This is a genomic window from Azospirillum thermophilum, from assembly GCF_003130795.1.
Lineage (GTDB): Bacteria > Pseudomonadota > Alphaproteobacteria > Azospirillales > Azospirillaceae > Azospirillum > Azospirillum thermophilum.
Genome location: NZ_CP029358.1, coordinates 192858 through 208934, shown reverse-complemented (window position 1 = coordinate 208934; position 16077 = coordinate 192858). Strand labels below are relative to the sequence as shown.

Sequence of the window (16077 nt, the reverse complement as noted above, 5' to 3'; positions counted from 1 at the left end):
GCCGGACCGGCATCCTCCTCGCGACGGCCTCCCCGCCCGCCATGCCCGGGCAGCAGGAGGAGAGACGACATGCGGCGGCTTACCCACTCCCTGATCGCGGCCTCCCTGATCGCAGGATCGGCCCTCGCCACGGCTGCCCCTCCGGCGGCCCGCGCGGCCGGATCGGGGGAGCCCGCCGCCTTCCCGGTCCTGGTGCCGCTGACCGGCTTCCTGTCGCTGGAAGGCACCAGCCAGCGCAACGGCGCGCTGCTGGCGCTGAAGGAGGCCCCGCCCGACGTCGCCGTGGCCGGCGAGGTGATCGATACCGGCACCTCGCCCGAAGCCGCGGTGACGGCGCTGGAGCGGGCGGCCGGGCGCGGCCGGGTGGCCGGCGTGGCGGCCAGCATGCTGGGCACCCAGATGCTCGCCATGCTGCCGCTGGCGGCGGAGCTGAAGCTGCCGCTGATCACCGTGTCCGGCACCGCCTCGATCACGGAACAGGGCAATCCCTGGGTCTTCCGCTTCTTCCCCGGCGACGCGGTGACCAAGACCGCCCATGCCCGCTATGTGGTGGAGGAGCTGGGCAGGACGCGGCCGGCGGTCATCTACCAGACCACCGCCTATGGCCAGAGCGGCCGGACCCACCTCGCCGCCGCCTTCAAGGCGCTGGGCGTCGAGCCGGTGTTCGAGGAGGGGGTCGATCCCGCCGCCAAGGACCTGCTGCCGGTGCTGACCAAGGCGCTCGCCGCCAATCCCGACGTGCTGGTGCTGCACCTCCATGCCGGACCGACGGCGCTGCTGCTGCGGCAGGCGGCGGCCAACGGGGTGACGGTGCCGATCGTCGCCGGCTCCGCCATGCACCAGCCGAGCACGGCCGCCCTGCTGGAGCCGGCCGAATTGAAGGGCGTGTGCGCGGAGACCGCCGCCTCGCCCATTTCCGGCGGCTCGCCGGAGATGGAGTCGTTCACCCGCGCCTACCGCGCCGCCTTCAATGCGGAGCCGGACGCCTTCGCGCTCGGCCAGTATGACGGCATGCGCATGGCGGTGGAGGCGGCCAGGGCCGGCGCCCGCACGCCCGAGGAGATCCGCAAGGCGCTGTCCGCCACCAGCTACCGGGGCCTCGCCATGACCTATGCCTCGGACGGCAAGGGGAACATGGCGCATTCCGCCGTCATCGTCTGCTTCGACGGCACCTCGCGCGTGCCGGCGGTGGCGAAGCGCTACGACAACGTCACGGGCGTGGTGAAGTAAGGCCATGACCGCCCTCCAGCTCCTCCTGAACGGGGTCGCGCTGGGGGCGGCCTATGCGCTGGTGGCGCTCGGCTTCGTCCTGGTGCTGAACGCCACCGCGGCGGTGAATTTCGCGCAGGGCGACCTCGTCATGGCCGGCGGGCTGCTGGCGGTGGCGCTCGCCCCGCCGGTGGCGCAGGCGGTGCCGCTGCCGGGCCTGCTGCTGTTGCCGCTGGTGATGGCGCTGATGGCGGGGCTGGGACTGCTGCTTGCCGCCGTGGCCTATCTGCCGCTGCGCGGCCGGCCGCCGGTCGCGGTCTTCATCAGCACCATCGCGGTCGGCATCATCCTGCAGAACGGCGCCTCCGTCCTGTTCGGGCCGGAGCCGCGGGCCGCGCCGCCGCTGGTCACCGGGCAGACGCTGCGCGTCGGCGACCTCGTGGTGCCGGAACAGTCGCTCGCCATCGTCGCGGTGGCGGCGCTGCTGATCGGTCTGCAGCAATGGGTGTTCGGCCGCACGCAGCTCGGCCGGCGGCTGCGCGCGACGGCGCAGGATCCGGAGATGGCGCGGGCCTGCGGCGTGCCGGTGACGGGGATGATCCTGCTGACCTTCGCCATCGCCGCCGCCTTCGCCGGGCGGCGGGCCTGCTGCTCGCCAACCGCTATTTCGTGACGCCGACCGCGGGCGGCGACCTGATCCTGAAGGCCTACATCGCCGTGACCATCGGCGGCTGGGGCTCCGTTCCCGGGGCGGTGGCGGGCGCGCTGCTGATCGCGCTGTTCGAGGTGGGGGTGTCCTCGCTGCTCTCCTACCCGGTGGCGCTCGGGCTGCTCTATGCCACGCTGCTGGTCATCCTGGTCGCCCGGCCGCAGGGCCTGTTCGGCGAGGCGGCGCGGCGCCGTGCGTGACCGGCTCTCCCCTCTGCTGCTGACGCTCGGCGCCCTGGCGCTCGGCCTCTACGCGGTCGGCTACGCCACGCCCTACGGGCTGCGGGTGCTGACCGTGGCGGGGGTCTATGCGCTCGCCACCTTCGGCTTCCAGATCGTCTTCGGGCTGGGCGGCGCCCTGTCGCTGGCCCAGGGCGCCTTCTTCGGGCTCGGCGCCTACACCACCGGCCTGCTGGCGACGCAGATGGGCTGGGGCTTCGCCCTGACCTTTCCGCTGTCGCTGCTGGTCCCGCTGCTGGCCGCCCTGCTGGTCGGGCTGCCGGTGCTGCGGCTGGAATCGCATTACTTCGCGCTGGCGACGCTGGGCGTCGCGCAGGTCCTGCTTCTGCTGGCGGTCAACCTGCCTGGGCTGACCGGCGGGGCCAACGGCATTCCCGGCGTGCCGGGGGTCGTGCTGTTCGGCTGGCCGGTCGGGCGCGGGCTGCCGATGGCTCTGCTGGTCTGGGGAGCGGTGGCGGCCGGCGGCGTGATCGCCTGGAGCCTGGCACGGGGCCGCTTCGGCCGCTCGCTCACCCTGCTGCGGGACGATCCGCTGGCGGCGGCGACGCTGGGGCTGGATGTCGGCCGGCTGCGGCTGGCGGCCTTCGCGATGAGCGCGCTGTTCGCCGGGGCGGCGGGAGCCCTGGCGGTCCATACCCAGCGGGTGGTCTCGCCGGAGGTGCTGGAGTTCCCGGTGATGGTGACCATCCTGACCATCGCCGTGGTCGGCGGCCGGGGCCGCATGGCCGGGGCCGTGCTGGGTGCCGTCCTGCTGATCCACCTGCCGGAGTGGTTCCGCGCGCTGGAGCGCAGCTACCTGATCGTCTACGGCGGCGCCCTGCTGGCCGCGATCGTGCTGGCGCCGGAGGGGCTGACCGGGCTGCTCGACCGGTTGGCGGGGCGCCCGCGGGTCCGGCTGCCGGGCCGCCCGGCGGAGCCTGCGGAACAGCCGGGCCTCGTGCCGAACCGATCGGCGCTGCAGGTCGACGGCCTGTCCAAGCGGTTCGGCGGCGTGCTGGCGGTCGACGGCCTGTCCTTCCCGCTGGAGCCGGGGACGATCACCGGCCTGATCGGGCCGAATGGATCGGGAAAGACGACGGCCATCAACCTGATCTCCGGGCTGGAGCGGCCGGATGCCGGATCGGTCCGGCTGGGCGGGCGGGAGCTTGCCGGGCAGCGTCCCGACCGCATCGCGGCGGCCGGCCTCGCGCGGACCTTCCAGGCGGGATCGCTGCCGGAAGGGGCGACGGTGCTGCAGGCGGTGGCCGCCGCCCGGCTGACGCTCGACCGGTCGGTCGAGCAGGCCGAAGCGACCGCGCACCGGATCCTCGACCGGCTGGGCATCGCCGGCCATGCGGCGAGCCCCTGCGCCGGGCTGCCGGCGGCGCTGCGGCGGCGGGTCGATCTCGCCCGCGCGCTCGCCCGCCGGCCGGCGGTGCTGCTGCTCGACGAGCCGGCAGCCGGGTTGACCGACGGCGAGAAGGCGGAGCTGGCGGCCCTGCTGCGCGGCGTCGCGGCGGAGGGTACCGCCCTGCTGGTGGTGGAGCATGACATGGGCTTCCTGCTGCCGCTCGCCGGCCATGTTCTGTGCCTCGACCAGGGGCGCCTTCTCTATGCCGGGCCGCCGGAGGGGGTGCGCCGCGATCCGGCGGTGGTCGCCGCCTATCTGGGAACCGGCCGGCGGGGAGGGCAGGCATGACGGCCGTTCTGCGGGTGGAGGGCTTGCGCGCCGGCCCCGGCGGCGTGACGGCGGTCGACGGCGTCTCGCTGAGCGTCGCGGCGGGGGAGACGGTGGCGCTGCTCGGCGCCAACGGGGCGGGCAAGTCCACCCTTCTGAAGGCGGTGCTGGGTCTGCTGCCGGCGGCCGGCGGGCGCGTCCTGCTGGATGGCCGCGAGGTCACCACGCTGCCGGCGGAGCGGCGGGTGCGCCTCGGCCTCGGCTATGTGCCGGAGGGGCGGCGGGTCTTCCCCGGCATGAGCGTGCTGGACAATCTGGAGGTCGCGAGCCCGCTCGACCGCCACGGGCGGGCAGCGGACCTGGAGCGCATCTTCGCCCTGTTCCCCGACCTGCGGACCAAGGCGCGGGAAAGCGCCTGGCGCCTGTCGGGCGGGCAGCAGCAGATGCTGGCGGTCGGCCGGGCGCTGATGGGCAGGCCGCGGCTGCTTCTGCTCGATGAACCGTCGCTCGGCCTGTCGCCCCGGCTGGCGGGGGAGATGTTCGCCGCGGTGCGCTCGATCGCCGCGGCCGGCACCGCGGTGCTGCTGGCCGAGCAGAGCGCGGCGCGCGCGCTGGAGGTGGCGGGGCGGGCGGTCCTGCTGCGGCTCGGCCGCGTCGTCCATGACGGGCCGGCCGGGGCGGTGTCGCAGGACGTCCTGCAGGACACCTTCCTCGGGCTGTAATCTGTGGTCTGAAAACCCCAGTTCTATGACCTTTGTTACGGATGCAAGTGGTATCGCTTGCCCGGAAGAGGCGAGGTCGTTAGCTTCCCGCTCGCATAGCCCTTTCCAGGACTTCTCCGCCATGACCGTCCGCCGCTCCGCCCTGCTGTCGACCCTTCTCCTGCTCGGCGGAACGGCCTGTCCCGCGCTGGCCGACCTGGTGCCGGTGGAGCCGGAGCTGCCGCCCGCCCTGATGTACGGCGTGCCCTCGCCCGAGCCGGTGGCGCCGCCGCCCGCGGCCTCCGCCGCCCCGGGCAAGGCGCAGGGAGCCAACGCCGCCCCGGCCAAGGATGGGCCGGCCAAGGATGGACCGGCGGAGCTGGAGGACGGCTGGGAAGGCGGGGCGGCGCGGGAAAAGGACGGCAAGTTCGCCTATTGCGTCGTCGAGGGGCGCTTCAACTCCGGCCATGTCCTGCTGATCGCCCGCAGCCCGAAGGGCGAGACCAACATCGGCATCGGCATCCCCGGCGCCGAGCTGCCGAAGGGCGAGCAGTGGCCGGTCAAGGTCGCGGTCGACAACAAGCTGACCCGCGAGCGGGTCGCCGTCGCCTCCGGCACCGACATGCTGGTGGTGCCGAACGGCAAGGACGAGGAGCTGGTGACCGCCCTGATGAACGGGAAGCAGCTTGTCGTCTCCTCCGCCAGCGACCGCATCGCCTTCACGCTGAAGGGCACCAAGAAGGTCCTGACCGACCTGAAGACCTGCGTCGACAAGGCGGGTGACGTGCCGCCGATCAACACCTCCACCGGCGTCAAGACCTCCAGGCTGCCGCCGGGGCTGGTCGACCTGCTGGCGGCGGCCGGCCTGCGCGGGCCGGAGCTGGTGCCGATGGACAACATCCCGAAGGACCAGCGCCCGGCCGACGTCGCCTGGCGCGTCGGTCCGCTGGTCGGCGGCATCCGCGAGCGGGTGGTCGAGGAGGGGGCGAAGCTGGACGACCTGTCCGGCGCCTTCGCCGATGCGATGAAGAGCCGCTGCGAGGGCACCGGCACCATCGCCCTGAACAACACCGAGGCGGCCGGCGCCGTATCGGTCCGCACCGGCGCCGTGCGCTGCGAACTGAAGGACGGTACGCTGCACGTCGCCCTGACCTTCATGCTGGCCCAGGGGCGCCTGTTCACCGTGCTGTTCCACGAGGCGACGGAGAACGACGTCGTGCTCGCCGACAAGGCGCGCGACAACCTCGCCCAGGTGCTGCTGCGCGCGGCGGGCGCCAACGCCGCCGCCCAGGGGCAGGGTGTCCAAAGCCAGGGGCAGGGACAGGGGCAGGCTCCCGCGGCACCGGGTCCGGCAGCCCCGGCGGCCGGCGGAGCCTCAAGCCAGGCGGCGCCGCCGGCGAAGAAGTAAGCGGCCGGGCGACCGCCCCGGCCTTGCGGGTGCTCGCCGTCAGCCTCCGGCCATCAATCCCAGGAGAAGCCCTGGTCCTTCATATAGATGTTCTTCACCTTGCACCAGTCGACGCTGAACTTTTCCGCTTCATAGCCGATCCAGCTCACACGGAAGGGCACGACGCAGTTGCCCTCGTCGGTGCCCCAGTCCATCTCGGCGGCCTCGCCGGGCTTCAGGGTGAAGTTGATCCAGTTCTTGCTCCAGGCTCCATTCTCATAGGTCTGGAAGCCGTTGATCACATACTGGGACGACTTGTTGTGCAGGTTGAACTTGTAGGTGTCTCCGGCCGCGGCGGGAGGAACGGTGGCGGTGCCGGCAAAAAGGGCTGCTGCGGCGAGAAGTGCAAGACGTCGCATGGCTGGTCCTTTCGGGTGTGCTGCGGCACGCGGATGGGAGGTCCGCGGCCCGAAAAGACGCTAACACCGATAATCATAGCACCAAAAGATTACTCCATAAGACGGGCGGTTGCCCTTGGCCGCCCGATCCCTATCATCAGCCCACCAACCGCAGAGGGGACCGGGAGATGAGCGGGATCGACAGCGCATGGGTCAACCTGACGTCCGGCGACGGCCACCGGCTGCGCGCCTTCCAGGCCCGGCCGCGCGGGGCGGAGAAGGGACGGCTGCTGGTCGTCCAGGAGATCTTCGGCGTCAACCGCCACATCCGCGCGGTCTGCGAGCGCTATGCGGAGGAAGGGTACCTGACGCTGGCGCCCGCCCTCTTCGACCGGGTCGAGCATGACGTCGAGCTGGCCTATGACGAGGCGGGGATCCAGCGCGGCCGGACGCTGATGGGCGCCGTGCCGATGGACGGCGCGCTCGCCGACGTCGAGGCGGCGCTGGGCCATCTCGGCGGGGCCGGGTCGGCGGCGGTCGTCGGCTATTGCTGGGGCGGAACCATCGCCTGGGCGGCGGCCTCCCGCCTGCCGCTGCGCGCGGCCATCGCCTATTACGGCGGCGGCATCGGCAACCGGCTGGACGAGGCGCCGCGCATGCCGGCCCTGCTGCATTTCGGCGAGCAGGACCACGCCATCCCGCCCTCCGTCGCCGACGGGGTGCGGGAGCGGCACCCCGGCGCCATCGTCCACCTCTACCCGGCCGGGCACGGATTCAACTGCGACGAGCGGGCGAGCTTCCATCGGGAAAGCGCCGGGCTGGCGTATCGGCGCTCGCTCGGGCTGCTGCAGGCCGTATTCTGACCGGCCAGCGGCGGAAGGCCAGCAGCCCGACGCAGAGCGCGGCATAGACCAGGGGTGGCGTCTGCCACCCCTTCACCAGCATGACATAGTGCAGGCAGCCGGCCAGCCCGGCGACGAAGACGCCCTTGTGCAGCGCCCGCCAGCGGCGCCCGCCCAGCCGCTTCACCATTGCGTCGGTCGAGGTGGCGGCAAGTGCGGTCAGGATGAGGAAGGCGCCCATCCCCACGGTGATGTAGGGGCGCTTGACGATCTCCTTCCAGATCGCCGGCCAGTCGAAGAACTGGTCGAGCCCGATCCAGGTGGAGAGGTGGAGGGCGGCATAGAAGAAGGCGAAGAGCCCGAGCATCCGGCGGAAGCGGGCGAGCGCCGCCACCCCCGTCAGCATCCGCAGCGGCGTCACCGCCAGGGCGACGAGCAGGAAGCGCAGGGCCCACAGCCCGCTTTGCCGCACGCTCTCCAGCACCGGCTCGGCCCCCAGCCCGCCCGACCAGCCGAGCCAGACCGTCCAGGCCAGCGGGACGAGGGCCGCCGCGAAGACCAGCGGCTTGGCCCAGGGCGACAGCAGGGCGCCGTTGGCCGCCTGCCGCCAGCCATCCCTCGCGGAAACGGCCATCTCAGTAGAACTTCCGCAGGTCCATCCCGGCATAGAGCGAGGCGACCTCCCCGGCATAGCCGTTGAAGGGCAGCGTCTTGCGGCGGGAGAATTCGCCGACCCGGCGTTCGGTCGCCTGGCTCCAGCGCGGGTGGTCGACCTCCGGGTTGACGTTCGAATAGAAGCCGTACTCGCTGGGCTGCGAGCGGTTCCAGGATGTGGGCGGCTGGTCGCGGACCAGCGTGATGCGGACGACCGACTTGATCGACTTGAAGCCGTATTTCCAGGGGACGACGAGACGGACCGGCGCGCCGTTCTGGTTGGGCAGCACCTCGCCATACATGCCGACCGCCATCAGGGTCAGCGGGTGCATCGCCTCGTCCAGCCGCAGCCCCTCGACATAGGGCCATTGCAGAACCCAGCTTTTCAGGCCGGGCATCTGGGCCGGGTCGTTCAGCGTCTGGAAGGCGACGAACTTCGCGCTGCCGGTCGGTTCCACCCGCTTCAGGATCTCGTTCAGGGAGAAGCCGACCCAGGGGATGACCATCGACCAGCCCTCGACGCAGCGCAGGCGGTAGATGCGCTCCTCCTGCGGGAAGGCCAGCAGATCCTCGATCCCGAAGGTGGCGGGCTTCGCCACCTCGCCGTCCACCACGATCTGCCAGGGCCGGGTCTTCAGGGTTCCGGCATAGTCGGCCGGGTCGGACTTGCCGGTACCGAACTCGTAGAAGTTGTTGTAGGTGGTCGCCGACTTCAGGGGCGTCGGCGCGTCCATCTTCGGGTCCGGGGGCTGGATGGTGGTCGGCACCTTGAAGGCCGCCGCCGGAGCCGTCTGGAGCCAGCCGGCGATCCCGCCGGCCGCGACCGCCGCCATGCCGCCGGCCATCACCGAGCGGCGGGAAAGGACCAGGGCGCGCGGCGTGACCTCGTCTTCGCGGGCCGCCGAGGGGGCGGGGAACCTGAACAGCATCGGCCGTCTCCGATCACATCGTTCGACGGCATAACAGTAGGCCCGTAGGGGCTCCACGGCAAATGAAGCTCCCGTAATCGCCCCCGGCCGTCCTATCCGATACGACGGCGGTCCTTCAGTTGGATCACCGCGGCGCAGCCCCGGCCGGCGTCCTGCCGGCCGTCAGCCCTGTGGGTGCGGGCTCCGCGGATATCGGCGTCCAGGGCAGGAAAGGGGACCACCACCGCTTGCGTCAGGGGGAAGGGTGCGCCGTCCGGCATCCCGAACGTTCGAAACAGAGCCATGCCTTGGTGGCAGGTGCTGATCCATGAGAGCGCACACCAGGTCGCGGAATATGTGGTAAACGTCCAGAGGAACATCCTGGATACCGTATGTTACGACAAGGACTTACACGGTGCGCGGCCGGCGGCGGACGCATCGTTGCCCTGTCTCGTCCATAACCCCGCGGCCGGAGGAGTCGTTCCGCCGGACCCGGTGCTTTTCCGGATTTTCGCCGTGGGGTGTTACGGGCCGGGAAGCCACCGAGGGAGGATCCCATGACGTCGCAACCGTCAACGCCGACCCCGATTCCGACCATCGCCGACCTCGCGAAAGTCTGGACTCCGTGGCAGACCGTGCTGTCCGACCAGACGCGGCTGTGGCTGCGCGGTCAGGCACAGGCCCTGGCGGCGCTCGAGCGCTTCAACGAGGACTGGCTGCGCCGACGCCGGGCCGGGGTGAACGCGGCGCTTGCCGCGCTCGACCGGATGAACGCGACCGACGACGCGGCGGAGCGCAACGCCATCGCCAATGCCTGGGCGACCGAAGCGGCCGGCCGCTGGGTGGAGGATATGAAGAGCATGGCGGACTGCATGGAGGCCGTGACGAAGGAGACGATGGCCAGCGGCGGCGAAGCGGCGGAGCGCAGCGCGTCCGCGGCCGGCGGGCTGCGGGCGGCGGCAAGGGCCACCGCCGCCGCCGCCAGGACATCGGGTTGAACGGCCGGGACCGGCCACGCCTCCTTCCCCTGACTCAAGCACAGGTTTCGGCCCGCACCGGCACCCCCGATGCGGGCCATCCTCTTTTTCCGGTCCGTAACGGACGGAGGATCGAGGCGCAAGCCCGGCTTATGGCAAAAGCCATTGTCACAGTCTTCCAACAAAACTCTCGGAAGATTGGTATCCAAGGGCATATGCCAAGCTCATATCGCCGACGGATGAGCGCCGACCAAAGTTCAAGTTGACCCAAATGCCCTTTACTTCATCGTGTGGCGCTGTGCTACAGCAGGGCGATTCGCCGGATTTCATAATCCTGCGATGACTGTAGGCGCGGCTATTTCAGAGTTCGCTTCGGGCCTGGACAAGAATCTTGCGACAGGCCGGACCGGCCGGCGGCAAGAGCGGGGAACGGCCGGAGAACCGGCAGCGGCTGAACAGGGAAGGCGAGATGACGGCGATGATGGCGCAGGGCGATACGCTGGATCCGAAGGCTCTGCTGGCCGCCTTGCGGCAGTTGCGCAAGGGCGACTTCTCGGTCCGGCTGCCGCTGGACCTGACGGGGCTCGATGGGGACATCGCCGCCGCCTTCAACGACGTCGTCGAGCTCAACGAGAAGCTGACCGCGGAGGTCAGCCGGCTGTCCGTCGCCATCGGCAAGGAAGGCAAGATCAGCCAGCGGGCCAAGCTCTCCAACGCGTCGGGCGGCTGGGAGACCTGCGTCGACAGCATCAACACGCTGATCGGCGACATGATCCAGCCGACCACGGAAATCGCCCGCGTGATCGGCGCCGTCGCCAAGGGCGACCTCTCCAAGACCATGGCGCTGGAGATCGAGGGCCGACCGCTGCAGGGCGAATTCCTGCGCACCGCCCGCAACGTCAACACCATGGTGGAGCAGCTGGTTTCCGTCACCAGCGAGCTGACCCGCGTCGCCCGCGAGGTGGGCATCGAGGGCAAGCTCGGCGGGCAGGCCCAGGTGAAGGGCGTCGCCGGCACCTGGAAGGACCTGACCGACAACGTCAACATGATGGCGGAGAACCTGACCGGCCAGGTCCGCAACATCGCCGAAGTGACGACGGCGGTCGCCAGGGGCGACCTGTCGAAGAAGATCACGGTGGACGTGAAGGGCGAAATCCTCGAACTCAAGTCCACCATCAACACGATGGTGGATCAGCTCAACAGCTTCGCCTCCGAGGTGACGCGCGTGGCGCGCGAGGTGGGCTCCGAGGGCAAGCTCGGCGGGCAGGCCAAGGTCGAAGGCGTCGGCGGCACCTGGAAGGACCTGACCGACAACGTCAACATGATGGCGGAGAACCTGACCGGTCAGGTCCGCAACATCGCCGAGGTGACGACCGCCGTCGCCAAGGGCGATTTGTCGAAGAAGATCACCGTCGACGTGAAGGGCGAGATCCTGGAGCTGAAGTCCACCATCAACACGATGGTGGATCAGCTCAACAGCTTCGCCTCCGAGGTGACGCGCGTGGCGCGCGAGGTGGGCTCCGAGGGCAAGCTCGGCGGGCAGGCCAAGGTCGAAGGCGTCGGCGGCACCTGGAAGGACCTGACCGACAGCGTCAACATGATGGCCGCCAACCTGACGGGGCAGGTGCGCAACATCGCGGAAGTCACCACGGCGGTGGCGAACGGCGATTTGTCGAAGAAGATCACCGTCGACGTGAAGGGCGAGATCCTGGAGCTGAAGTCCACCATCAACACCATGGTGGACCAGCTCAACAGCTTCGCCTCCGAGGTGACGCGCGTCGCGCGCGAGGTGGGTTCGGAAGGCAAGCTCGGCGGGCAGGCGCAGGTGAAGGGGGTCGGCGGCACCTGGAAGGACCTGACCGACAGCGTGAACCTGATGGCGGCCAACCTCACCGGGCAGGTGCGCAACATCGCCGAGGTCACCACGGCGGTGGCGACCGGCGACCTGTCGAAGAAGATCACCGTGCCGGTCAAGGGTGAGATCCTGGAGTTGAAGAACACCATCAACACCATGGTGGACCAGCTCAACAGCTTCGCCTCCGAGGTGACGCGCGTGGCGCGAGAGGTGGGCTCGGAAGGCAAGCTCGGCGGACAGGCCCAGGTGAAGGGCGTCGCCGGCACCTGGAAGGACCTCACCGACAGCGTGAACCTGATGGCCGCCAACCTGACGGGTCAGGTGCGCAACATCGCCGAGGTCACCACGGCGGTGGCGAACGGCGACCTGTCGAAGAAGATCACCGTCGACGTGAAGGGCGAGATCCTGGAGCTGAAGTCGACCATCAACACCATGGTGGACCAGCTCAACAGCTTCGCCTCCGAGGTGACGCGCGTGGCGCGCGAAGTGGGCTCGGAAGGCAAGCTCGGCGGGCAGGCCCAGGTGAAGGGTGTCGCCGGCACCTGGAAGGACCTCACCGACAACGTCAACGCGATGGCGACCAACCTGACCGGGCAGGTGCGCAACATCGCCGAGGTCACCACGGCGGTGGCGAACGGCGACCTGTCGAAGAAGATCACCGTCGACGTGAAGGGCGAGATCCTGGAGCTGAAGCTGACCATCAACACCATGGTGGACCAGCTCAACAGCTTTGCCTCGGAGGTCGCCCGTGTCGCCCGCGAGGTGGGCATCGAGGGCAAGCTGGGCGGGCAGGCGCAGGTCAAGGGCGTCGCCGGCACCTGGAAGGACCTGACCGACAACGTCAACATGATGGCCGCCAACCTGACGGGTCAGGTGCGCAACATCGCCGAAGTGACCACCGCCGTCGCCAGGGGCGACCTGTCGAAGAAGATCACCGTCGACGTCCGCGGCGAGATCCTGGAGCTGAAGAACACCATCAACACCATGGTGGACCAGCTCAACAGCTTCGCCTCCGAGGTGACGCGCGTGGCGCGAGAGGTGGGCTCGGAAGGCAAGCTCGGCGGACAGGCAAAGGTCGAGGGCGTCGGCGGCACCTGGAAGGACCTGACCGACAACGTCAACATGATGGCCGCCAACCTGACGGGTCAGGTGCGCGGCATCGCCAGCGTGGTGACCGCCGTCGCCAACGGCGACCTGAAGCAGAAGCTGGCGGTGGAGGCCAAGGGCGAGATCGCCGCCCTGGCCAACACCATCAACGGCATGATCGAGACGCTGGCGACCTTCGCCGACCAGGTGACCAACGTCGCCCGCGAGGTCGGCATCGAAGGCAAGCTCGGCGGACAGGCCCGCGTGCCGGGTGCCGCCGGCCTGTGGAAGGACCTGACGGAGAACGTCAACCAGCTCGCCGCCAACCTGACGACCCAGGTCCGCGCCATCGCCGAGGTGGCGACCGCCGTGACCAAGGGCGACCTGACCCGCTCCATCACCGTCGAGGCGATGGGCGAGGTCGCGGCGCTGAAGGACAACATCAACGAGATGATCCGCAACCTTCGCGACACGACGCTGAAGAATGCGGAGCAGGACTGGCTGAAGACCAACCTCGCCAAATTCACCCGCATGCTGCAGGGCGAGCGCGATCTGGTCACCGTCTCCAACATGATCCTGTCGGAGATCGCACCGCTGGTCAACGCGCAGCACGGCGTCTTCTACGTCGCCGGCCGCGAGCGCGACGAGGCGATGCTGGAGCTGGTCGCCAGCTATGCCCTGAAGGAGCGCAAGAACCTCGCCAACCGCTTCGCCTTGAAGGAAGGGCTGGTCGGCCAGTGCGCCTACGAGAAGAAGCGCATCCTGCTGACCAACGTGCCGAAGGACTACGTCTCCATCAGCTCCGGCCTCGGCGAGGCGCCGCCGCTCAACATCATCGTCCTGCCGGTGCTGTTCGAGGACGAGGTGAAGGCGGTGATCGAGCTCGCCTCCTTCAGCCGCTTCAGCGAGACGCACCAGTCCTTCCTGGAGCAGCTGACCGAGAGCATCGGGATCGTGCTCAACACCATCGCCGCCAACATGCGCACCGAGGGGCTGCTGAAGCAGTCGCAGCGCCTGACCAGCGAGCTGCAGAGCCAGCAGGAGGAGCTGAAGACCACCAACGAGCGGCTTGAACAGCAGGCCGCCTCGCTGCGCAAGTCGGAAGAGCTGCTGAAGGCCCAGCAGGAGAAGCTGACCACCGCCAACGAGGCGCTGGAGGAAAAGGCCGAGCAGCTCGAAAAGCAGAATGCCGAGGTCGAGCGCAAGAATCGCGAAGTGGTGCTTGCCAAGGCGGCGCTGGAGGAGAAGGCGGAACAGCTCGCCCTCACCTCCAAGTACAAGTCGCAGTTCCTCGCCAACATGAGCCACGAGCTGCGCACGCCGCTGAACAGCCTGCTGATCCTGTCGAAGCTGCTGGCCGACAATCCCGATACCAACCTGTCGGACAAGCAGGTGGAGTTCGCCCGCACCATCCATGCCGCCGGCTCCGACCTGCTGGGGCTGATCAACGACATCCTGGATCTGTCGAAGATCGAGTCCGGCACGGTGACGCTGGAGATCGGCGAGGTAGTGCTGTCCGACCTGCGCAGCCATGTCGAGCGCACCTTCAGCCAGATCGCCGACCAGAAGCGGCTGAGCTTCACCATCGATCTGGATCCGGGCCTGCCGGCCGCCATCCAGACCGACGAGAAGCGGCTGGAGCAGGTGCTGAACAACCTGCTGTCCAACGCCTTCAAGTTCACCGACAGCGGCGGCGTCACCTTCCGCGTGGCACCCGCCGCCGGCGGATGGAGCGCCGCCCACCCGGCGCTGAACGCCGCGGAATCGGTGCTGGCCTTCACGGTCACCGATACCGGCATCGGCATCCCCGAGGACAAGCAGCGCATCATCTTCGAGGCGTTCCAGCAGGCCGACGGCACCACCAGCCGCAAATACGGCGGCACCGGGCTCGGCCTGTCGATCAGCCGCGAGATCGCCCGCCTGCTGGGCGGCGAGATCCGCGTAACGAGCGAGCCCGGCCGGGGCAGCAGCTTCACCCTCTTCATCCCGCTCGACTTCGAGACGGCGAGGGAGGGGCAGTCGCAGCCGCAGTCCTCGCGCCAGCCGGAAGCGCCGCGCCCCATCGTCGCCGCCGGGTCGGAGGAAGGGCTGGCCCTGCTGCAGTACCATCCCGCCGCCGACGACCGGGAGAAGATCCGGCCCGGCGACCCGGTGGTGCTGATCGTCGAGGACGATGCCAAGTTCGCCTCGATCCTGATCGACCTGGCGCGGGAAAAGGGCTTCCGCACCGTCGTCTCCCCCGCCGGGCAGCCGACCGTCGGGCTCGCCCGCAAGTTCCGGCCGGACGCCATCCTGCTGGACATCGGGCTGCCGGACATGGACGGCTGGGCGCTGCTCGACCTGCTGAAGCACGACCCGCAGACCCGCCACATCCCGGTCCACGTCATCTCCGCCAAGGACGGGCGGCGGCGCGGCCTGTCGATGGGCGCGTTCGACTATTCGGAGAAGCCGGTCGACCGGGAGGCGATCTTCGCCGCGCTGAACCGGGTGAAGAGCTTCGTCGAGCGGCCCTACCGCAAGCTGCTGATCGTCGAGAAGGAAAGCCGCCAGCCGGGCGGCATCGCCGCCCTGATCGGCAACGGCGACGTCACCTCGCGCACCGTCACCACGACCGAGGCGGCGGCGGCGGCCCTGCAGGAGGAGGCGTTCGACTGCATGGTGCTCGACCTCTCCACCCCGCAGGCCGCCGATTTCGAGCTGATCGAGGGGCTGCGGGGGCGCGAGACCGGCGCCTGGATGCCGGTGGTGGTCTATGCCGCGACCGACATCAGCCCGGAGGACGAGGCGCGGCTGCGCCGGCTGGCCGAGATGGTCGTGCTGAAGAGCGCCAGCTCGCCCGCCGGGCTGCTGGACGAGACGGCCCTGTTCCTGCACCGCGCGGTCGACCGCCTGCCGGAGGAGAAGCGCCGCGCGCTGCTCGACCTGCACCAGCACGACCCGCATCTGGCCGGCCGCCGCGCGCTCGTCATCGACGACGACATCCGCAACATCTTCTCGCTCGCCAGCGTGATGGAGGCCCACGACATGGAGGTCCTGCATGCCGAAAGCGGCAGGGAGGGCATCCAGCTCCTGCGGCAGCATCCGGACATCGACGTGGTGCTGGTCGACATCATGATGCCGGAAATGGACGGCTACCAGACCATGCGCGAGATCCGCGCGATGGAGGAGCTGCGCGGGCTGCCGGTGATCGCCGTCACCGCCAAGGCGATGAAGGGCGACCGCGAGAAGTGCATCGAGGCGGGGGCGACCGACTATCTCGCCAAGCCGGTGGACATCGACCACCTGCTGTCGCTCCTGCGCATCTGGACCTCCATGCGCGGCAACCGCAACGGCGGCCGCCAGCAGGCCGAATGGGTGTGATCCGATGAACCGCCGACTCAGCGCCCGCCCGCGGGCCAGCCTTTCACCGGCGCATCGGGGCCGGCCCGGAACGGGAACCGGCGCGCGCCGGCCGG

12 protein-coding genes are annotated in these 16077 nt (G+C 69.8%); 9 read left to right on the top strand and 3 right to left on the bottom strand.

Annotated features, from left to right (window positions below; all coding sequences use genetic code 11):
* The first annotated feature begins 69 nt into the window (after positions 1-69).
* The 6 genes from DEW08_RS28705 to DEW08_RS28685 all read left to right on the top strand — a co-directional run bounded on the left by DEW08_RS28705 (position 70) and on the right by DEW08_RS28685 (position 5923).
* Positions 70-1230, top strand: coding sequence for an ABC transporter substrate-binding protein (locus DEW08_RS28705; RefSeq protein ID WP_109333836.1), 1161 nt, complete (start codon positions 70-72; stop codon positions 1228-1230).
* Positions 1231-1234: 4 nt separating this feature from the next.
* The gene (locus tag DEW08_RS28700; RefSeq protein WP_245987068.1) at positions 1235-1882 is read left to right on the top strand and encodes a branched-chain amino acid ABC transporter permease; all 648 of its coding nucleotides are present in this window, start codon (positions 1235-1237) and stop codon (positions 1880-1882) included.
* Positions 1879-2118 carry an ABC transporter permease subunit gene (locus tag DEW08_RS32990; protein WP_245987067.1) on the top strand — a complete coding sequence of 80 codons (240 nt, stop codon included), beginning with the start codon at positions 1879-1881 and terminating at the stop codon, positions 2116-2118. Before DEW08_RS28700 ends, DEW08_RS32990 begins: the two co-directional genes overlap by 4 nt.
* Complete coding sequence (locus DEW08_RS28695) at positions 2111-3835, top strand: branched-chain amino acid ABC transporter ATP-binding protein/permease (RefSeq protein WP_245987066.1); 1725 nt, start codon at positions 2111-2113, stop codon at positions 3833-3835. Before DEW08_RS32990 ends, DEW08_RS28695 begins: the two co-directional genes overlap by 8 nt.
* Positions 3832-4536 (top strand): ABC transporter ATP-binding protein, encoded by a 705-nt coding sequence (locus DEW08_RS28690; protein ID WP_109333831.1) that lies wholly within the window; start codon positions 3832-3834, stop codon positions 4534-4536. The genes DEW08_RS28695 and DEW08_RS28690 overlap by 4 nt, the downstream gene beginning before the upstream one ends.
* A gap of 121 nt (positions 4537-4657) precedes the next feature.
* Complete coding sequence (locus DEW08_RS28685; RefSeq protein WP_109333829.1) at positions 4658-5923, top strand: hypothetical protein; 1266 nt, start codon at positions 4658-4660, stop codon at positions 5921-5923.
* A 53-nt stretch (positions 5924-5976) separates the two neighbouring features.
* Here DEW08_RS28685 and DEW08_RS28675 read toward each other — a convergent pair whose 3' ends face one another.
* Complete coding sequence (locus DEW08_RS28675; RefSeq protein ID WP_109333825.1) at positions 5977-6321, bottom strand: hypothetical protein; 345 nt, start codon at positions 6319-6321, stop codon at positions 5977-5979.
* Positions 6322-6488: 167 nt separating this feature from the next.
* On the opposite strand from DEW08_RS28675, the gene DEW08_RS28670 reads away from it, so the two are divergent.
* Complete coding sequence (locus DEW08_RS28670) at positions 6489-7163, top strand: dienelactone hydrolase family protein (RefSeq protein WP_109333823.1); 675 nt, start codon at positions 6489-6491, stop codon at positions 7161-7163.
* Here the strand turns inward: DEW08_RS28670 and DEW08_RS28665 are convergent.
* Both DEW08_RS28665 and msrP read right to left on the bottom strand, forming a co-directional pair.
* Entirely contained in the window at positions 7075-7776 is a 702-nt protein-coding gene (locus DEW08_RS28665; protein ID WP_109333821.1) for a protein-methionine-sulfoxide reductase heme-binding subunit MsrQ, read from the bottom strand. The genes DEW08_RS28670 and DEW08_RS28665 overlap by 89 nt on opposite strands.
* 1 nt (position 7777) lies before the next feature.
* On the bottom strand, positions 7778-8725 hold the full coding sequence (gene msrP / locus DEW08_RS28660) for a protein-methionine-sulfoxide reductase catalytic subunit MsrP (protein ID WP_109333819.1): 948 nt from the start codon (positions 8723-8725) through the stop codon (positions 7778-7780).
* Positions 8726-9261: 536 nt separating this feature from the next.
* On the opposite strand from msrP, the gene DEW08_RS28650 reads away from it, so the two are divergent.
* Together DEW08_RS28650 and DEW08_RS28645 are read left to right on the top strand one after the other, a co-directional pair.
* Positions 9262-9702, top strand: a complete 441-nt coding sequence (locus DEW08_RS28650) for a hypothetical protein (protein ID WP_109333814.1) — start codon at positions 9262-9264, stop codon at positions 9700-9702.
* Between the two features lie 457 nt (positions 9703-10159).
* Positions 10160-15982: a HAMP domain-containing protein gene (locus DEW08_RS28645; protein ID WP_425429149.1), complete on the top strand. Its 5823-nt coding sequence runs from the start codon at positions 10160-10162 to the stop codon at positions 15980-15982.
* The last annotated feature ends 95 nt before the right edge of the window (positions 15983-16077 follow it).

Coding starts and splice junctions, on each gene's coding strand:
- DEW08_RS28670 (WP_109333823.1), top strand. CDS start 6,489: ATGAGCGGGATCGACAGCGCATGGGTCAACCTGACGTCCGGCGACGGC.
- DEW08_RS28675 (WP_109333825.1), bottom strand. CDS start 6,321: ATGCGACGTCTTGCACTTCTCGCCGCAGCAGCCCTTTTTGCCGGCACC.
- DEW08_RS28685 (WP_109333829.1), top strand. CDS start 4,658: ATGACCGTCCGCCGCTCCGCCCTGCTGTCGACCCTTCTCCTGCTCGGC.
- DEW08_RS28665 (WP_109333821.1), bottom strand. CDS start 7,776: ATGGCCGTTTCCGCGAGGGATGGCTGGCGGCAGGCGGCCAACGGCGCC.
- DEW08_RS28690 (WP_109333831.1), top strand. CDS start 3,832: ATGACGGCCGTTCTGCGGGTGGAGGGCTTGCGCGCCGGCCCCGGCGGC.
- DEW08_RS28645 (WP_425429149.1), top strand. CDS start 10,160: ATGATGGCGCAGGGCGATACGCTGGATCCGAAGGCTCTGCTGGCCGCC.
- DEW08_RS28700 (WP_245987068.1), top strand. CDS start 1,235: ATGACCGCCCTCCAGCTCCTCCTGAACGGGGTCGCGCTGGGGGCGGCC.
- msrP (WP_109333819.1), bottom strand. CDS start 8,725: ATGCTGTTCAGGTTCCCCGCCCCCTCGGCGGCCCGCGAAGACGAGGTC.
- DEW08_RS28705 (WP_109333836.1), top strand. CDS start 70: ATGCGGCGGCTTACCCACTCCCTGATCGCGGCCTCCCTGATCGCAGGA.
- DEW08_RS28650 (WP_109333814.1), top strand. CDS start 9,262: ATGACGTCGCAACCGTCAACGCCGACCCCGATTCCGACCATCGCCGAC.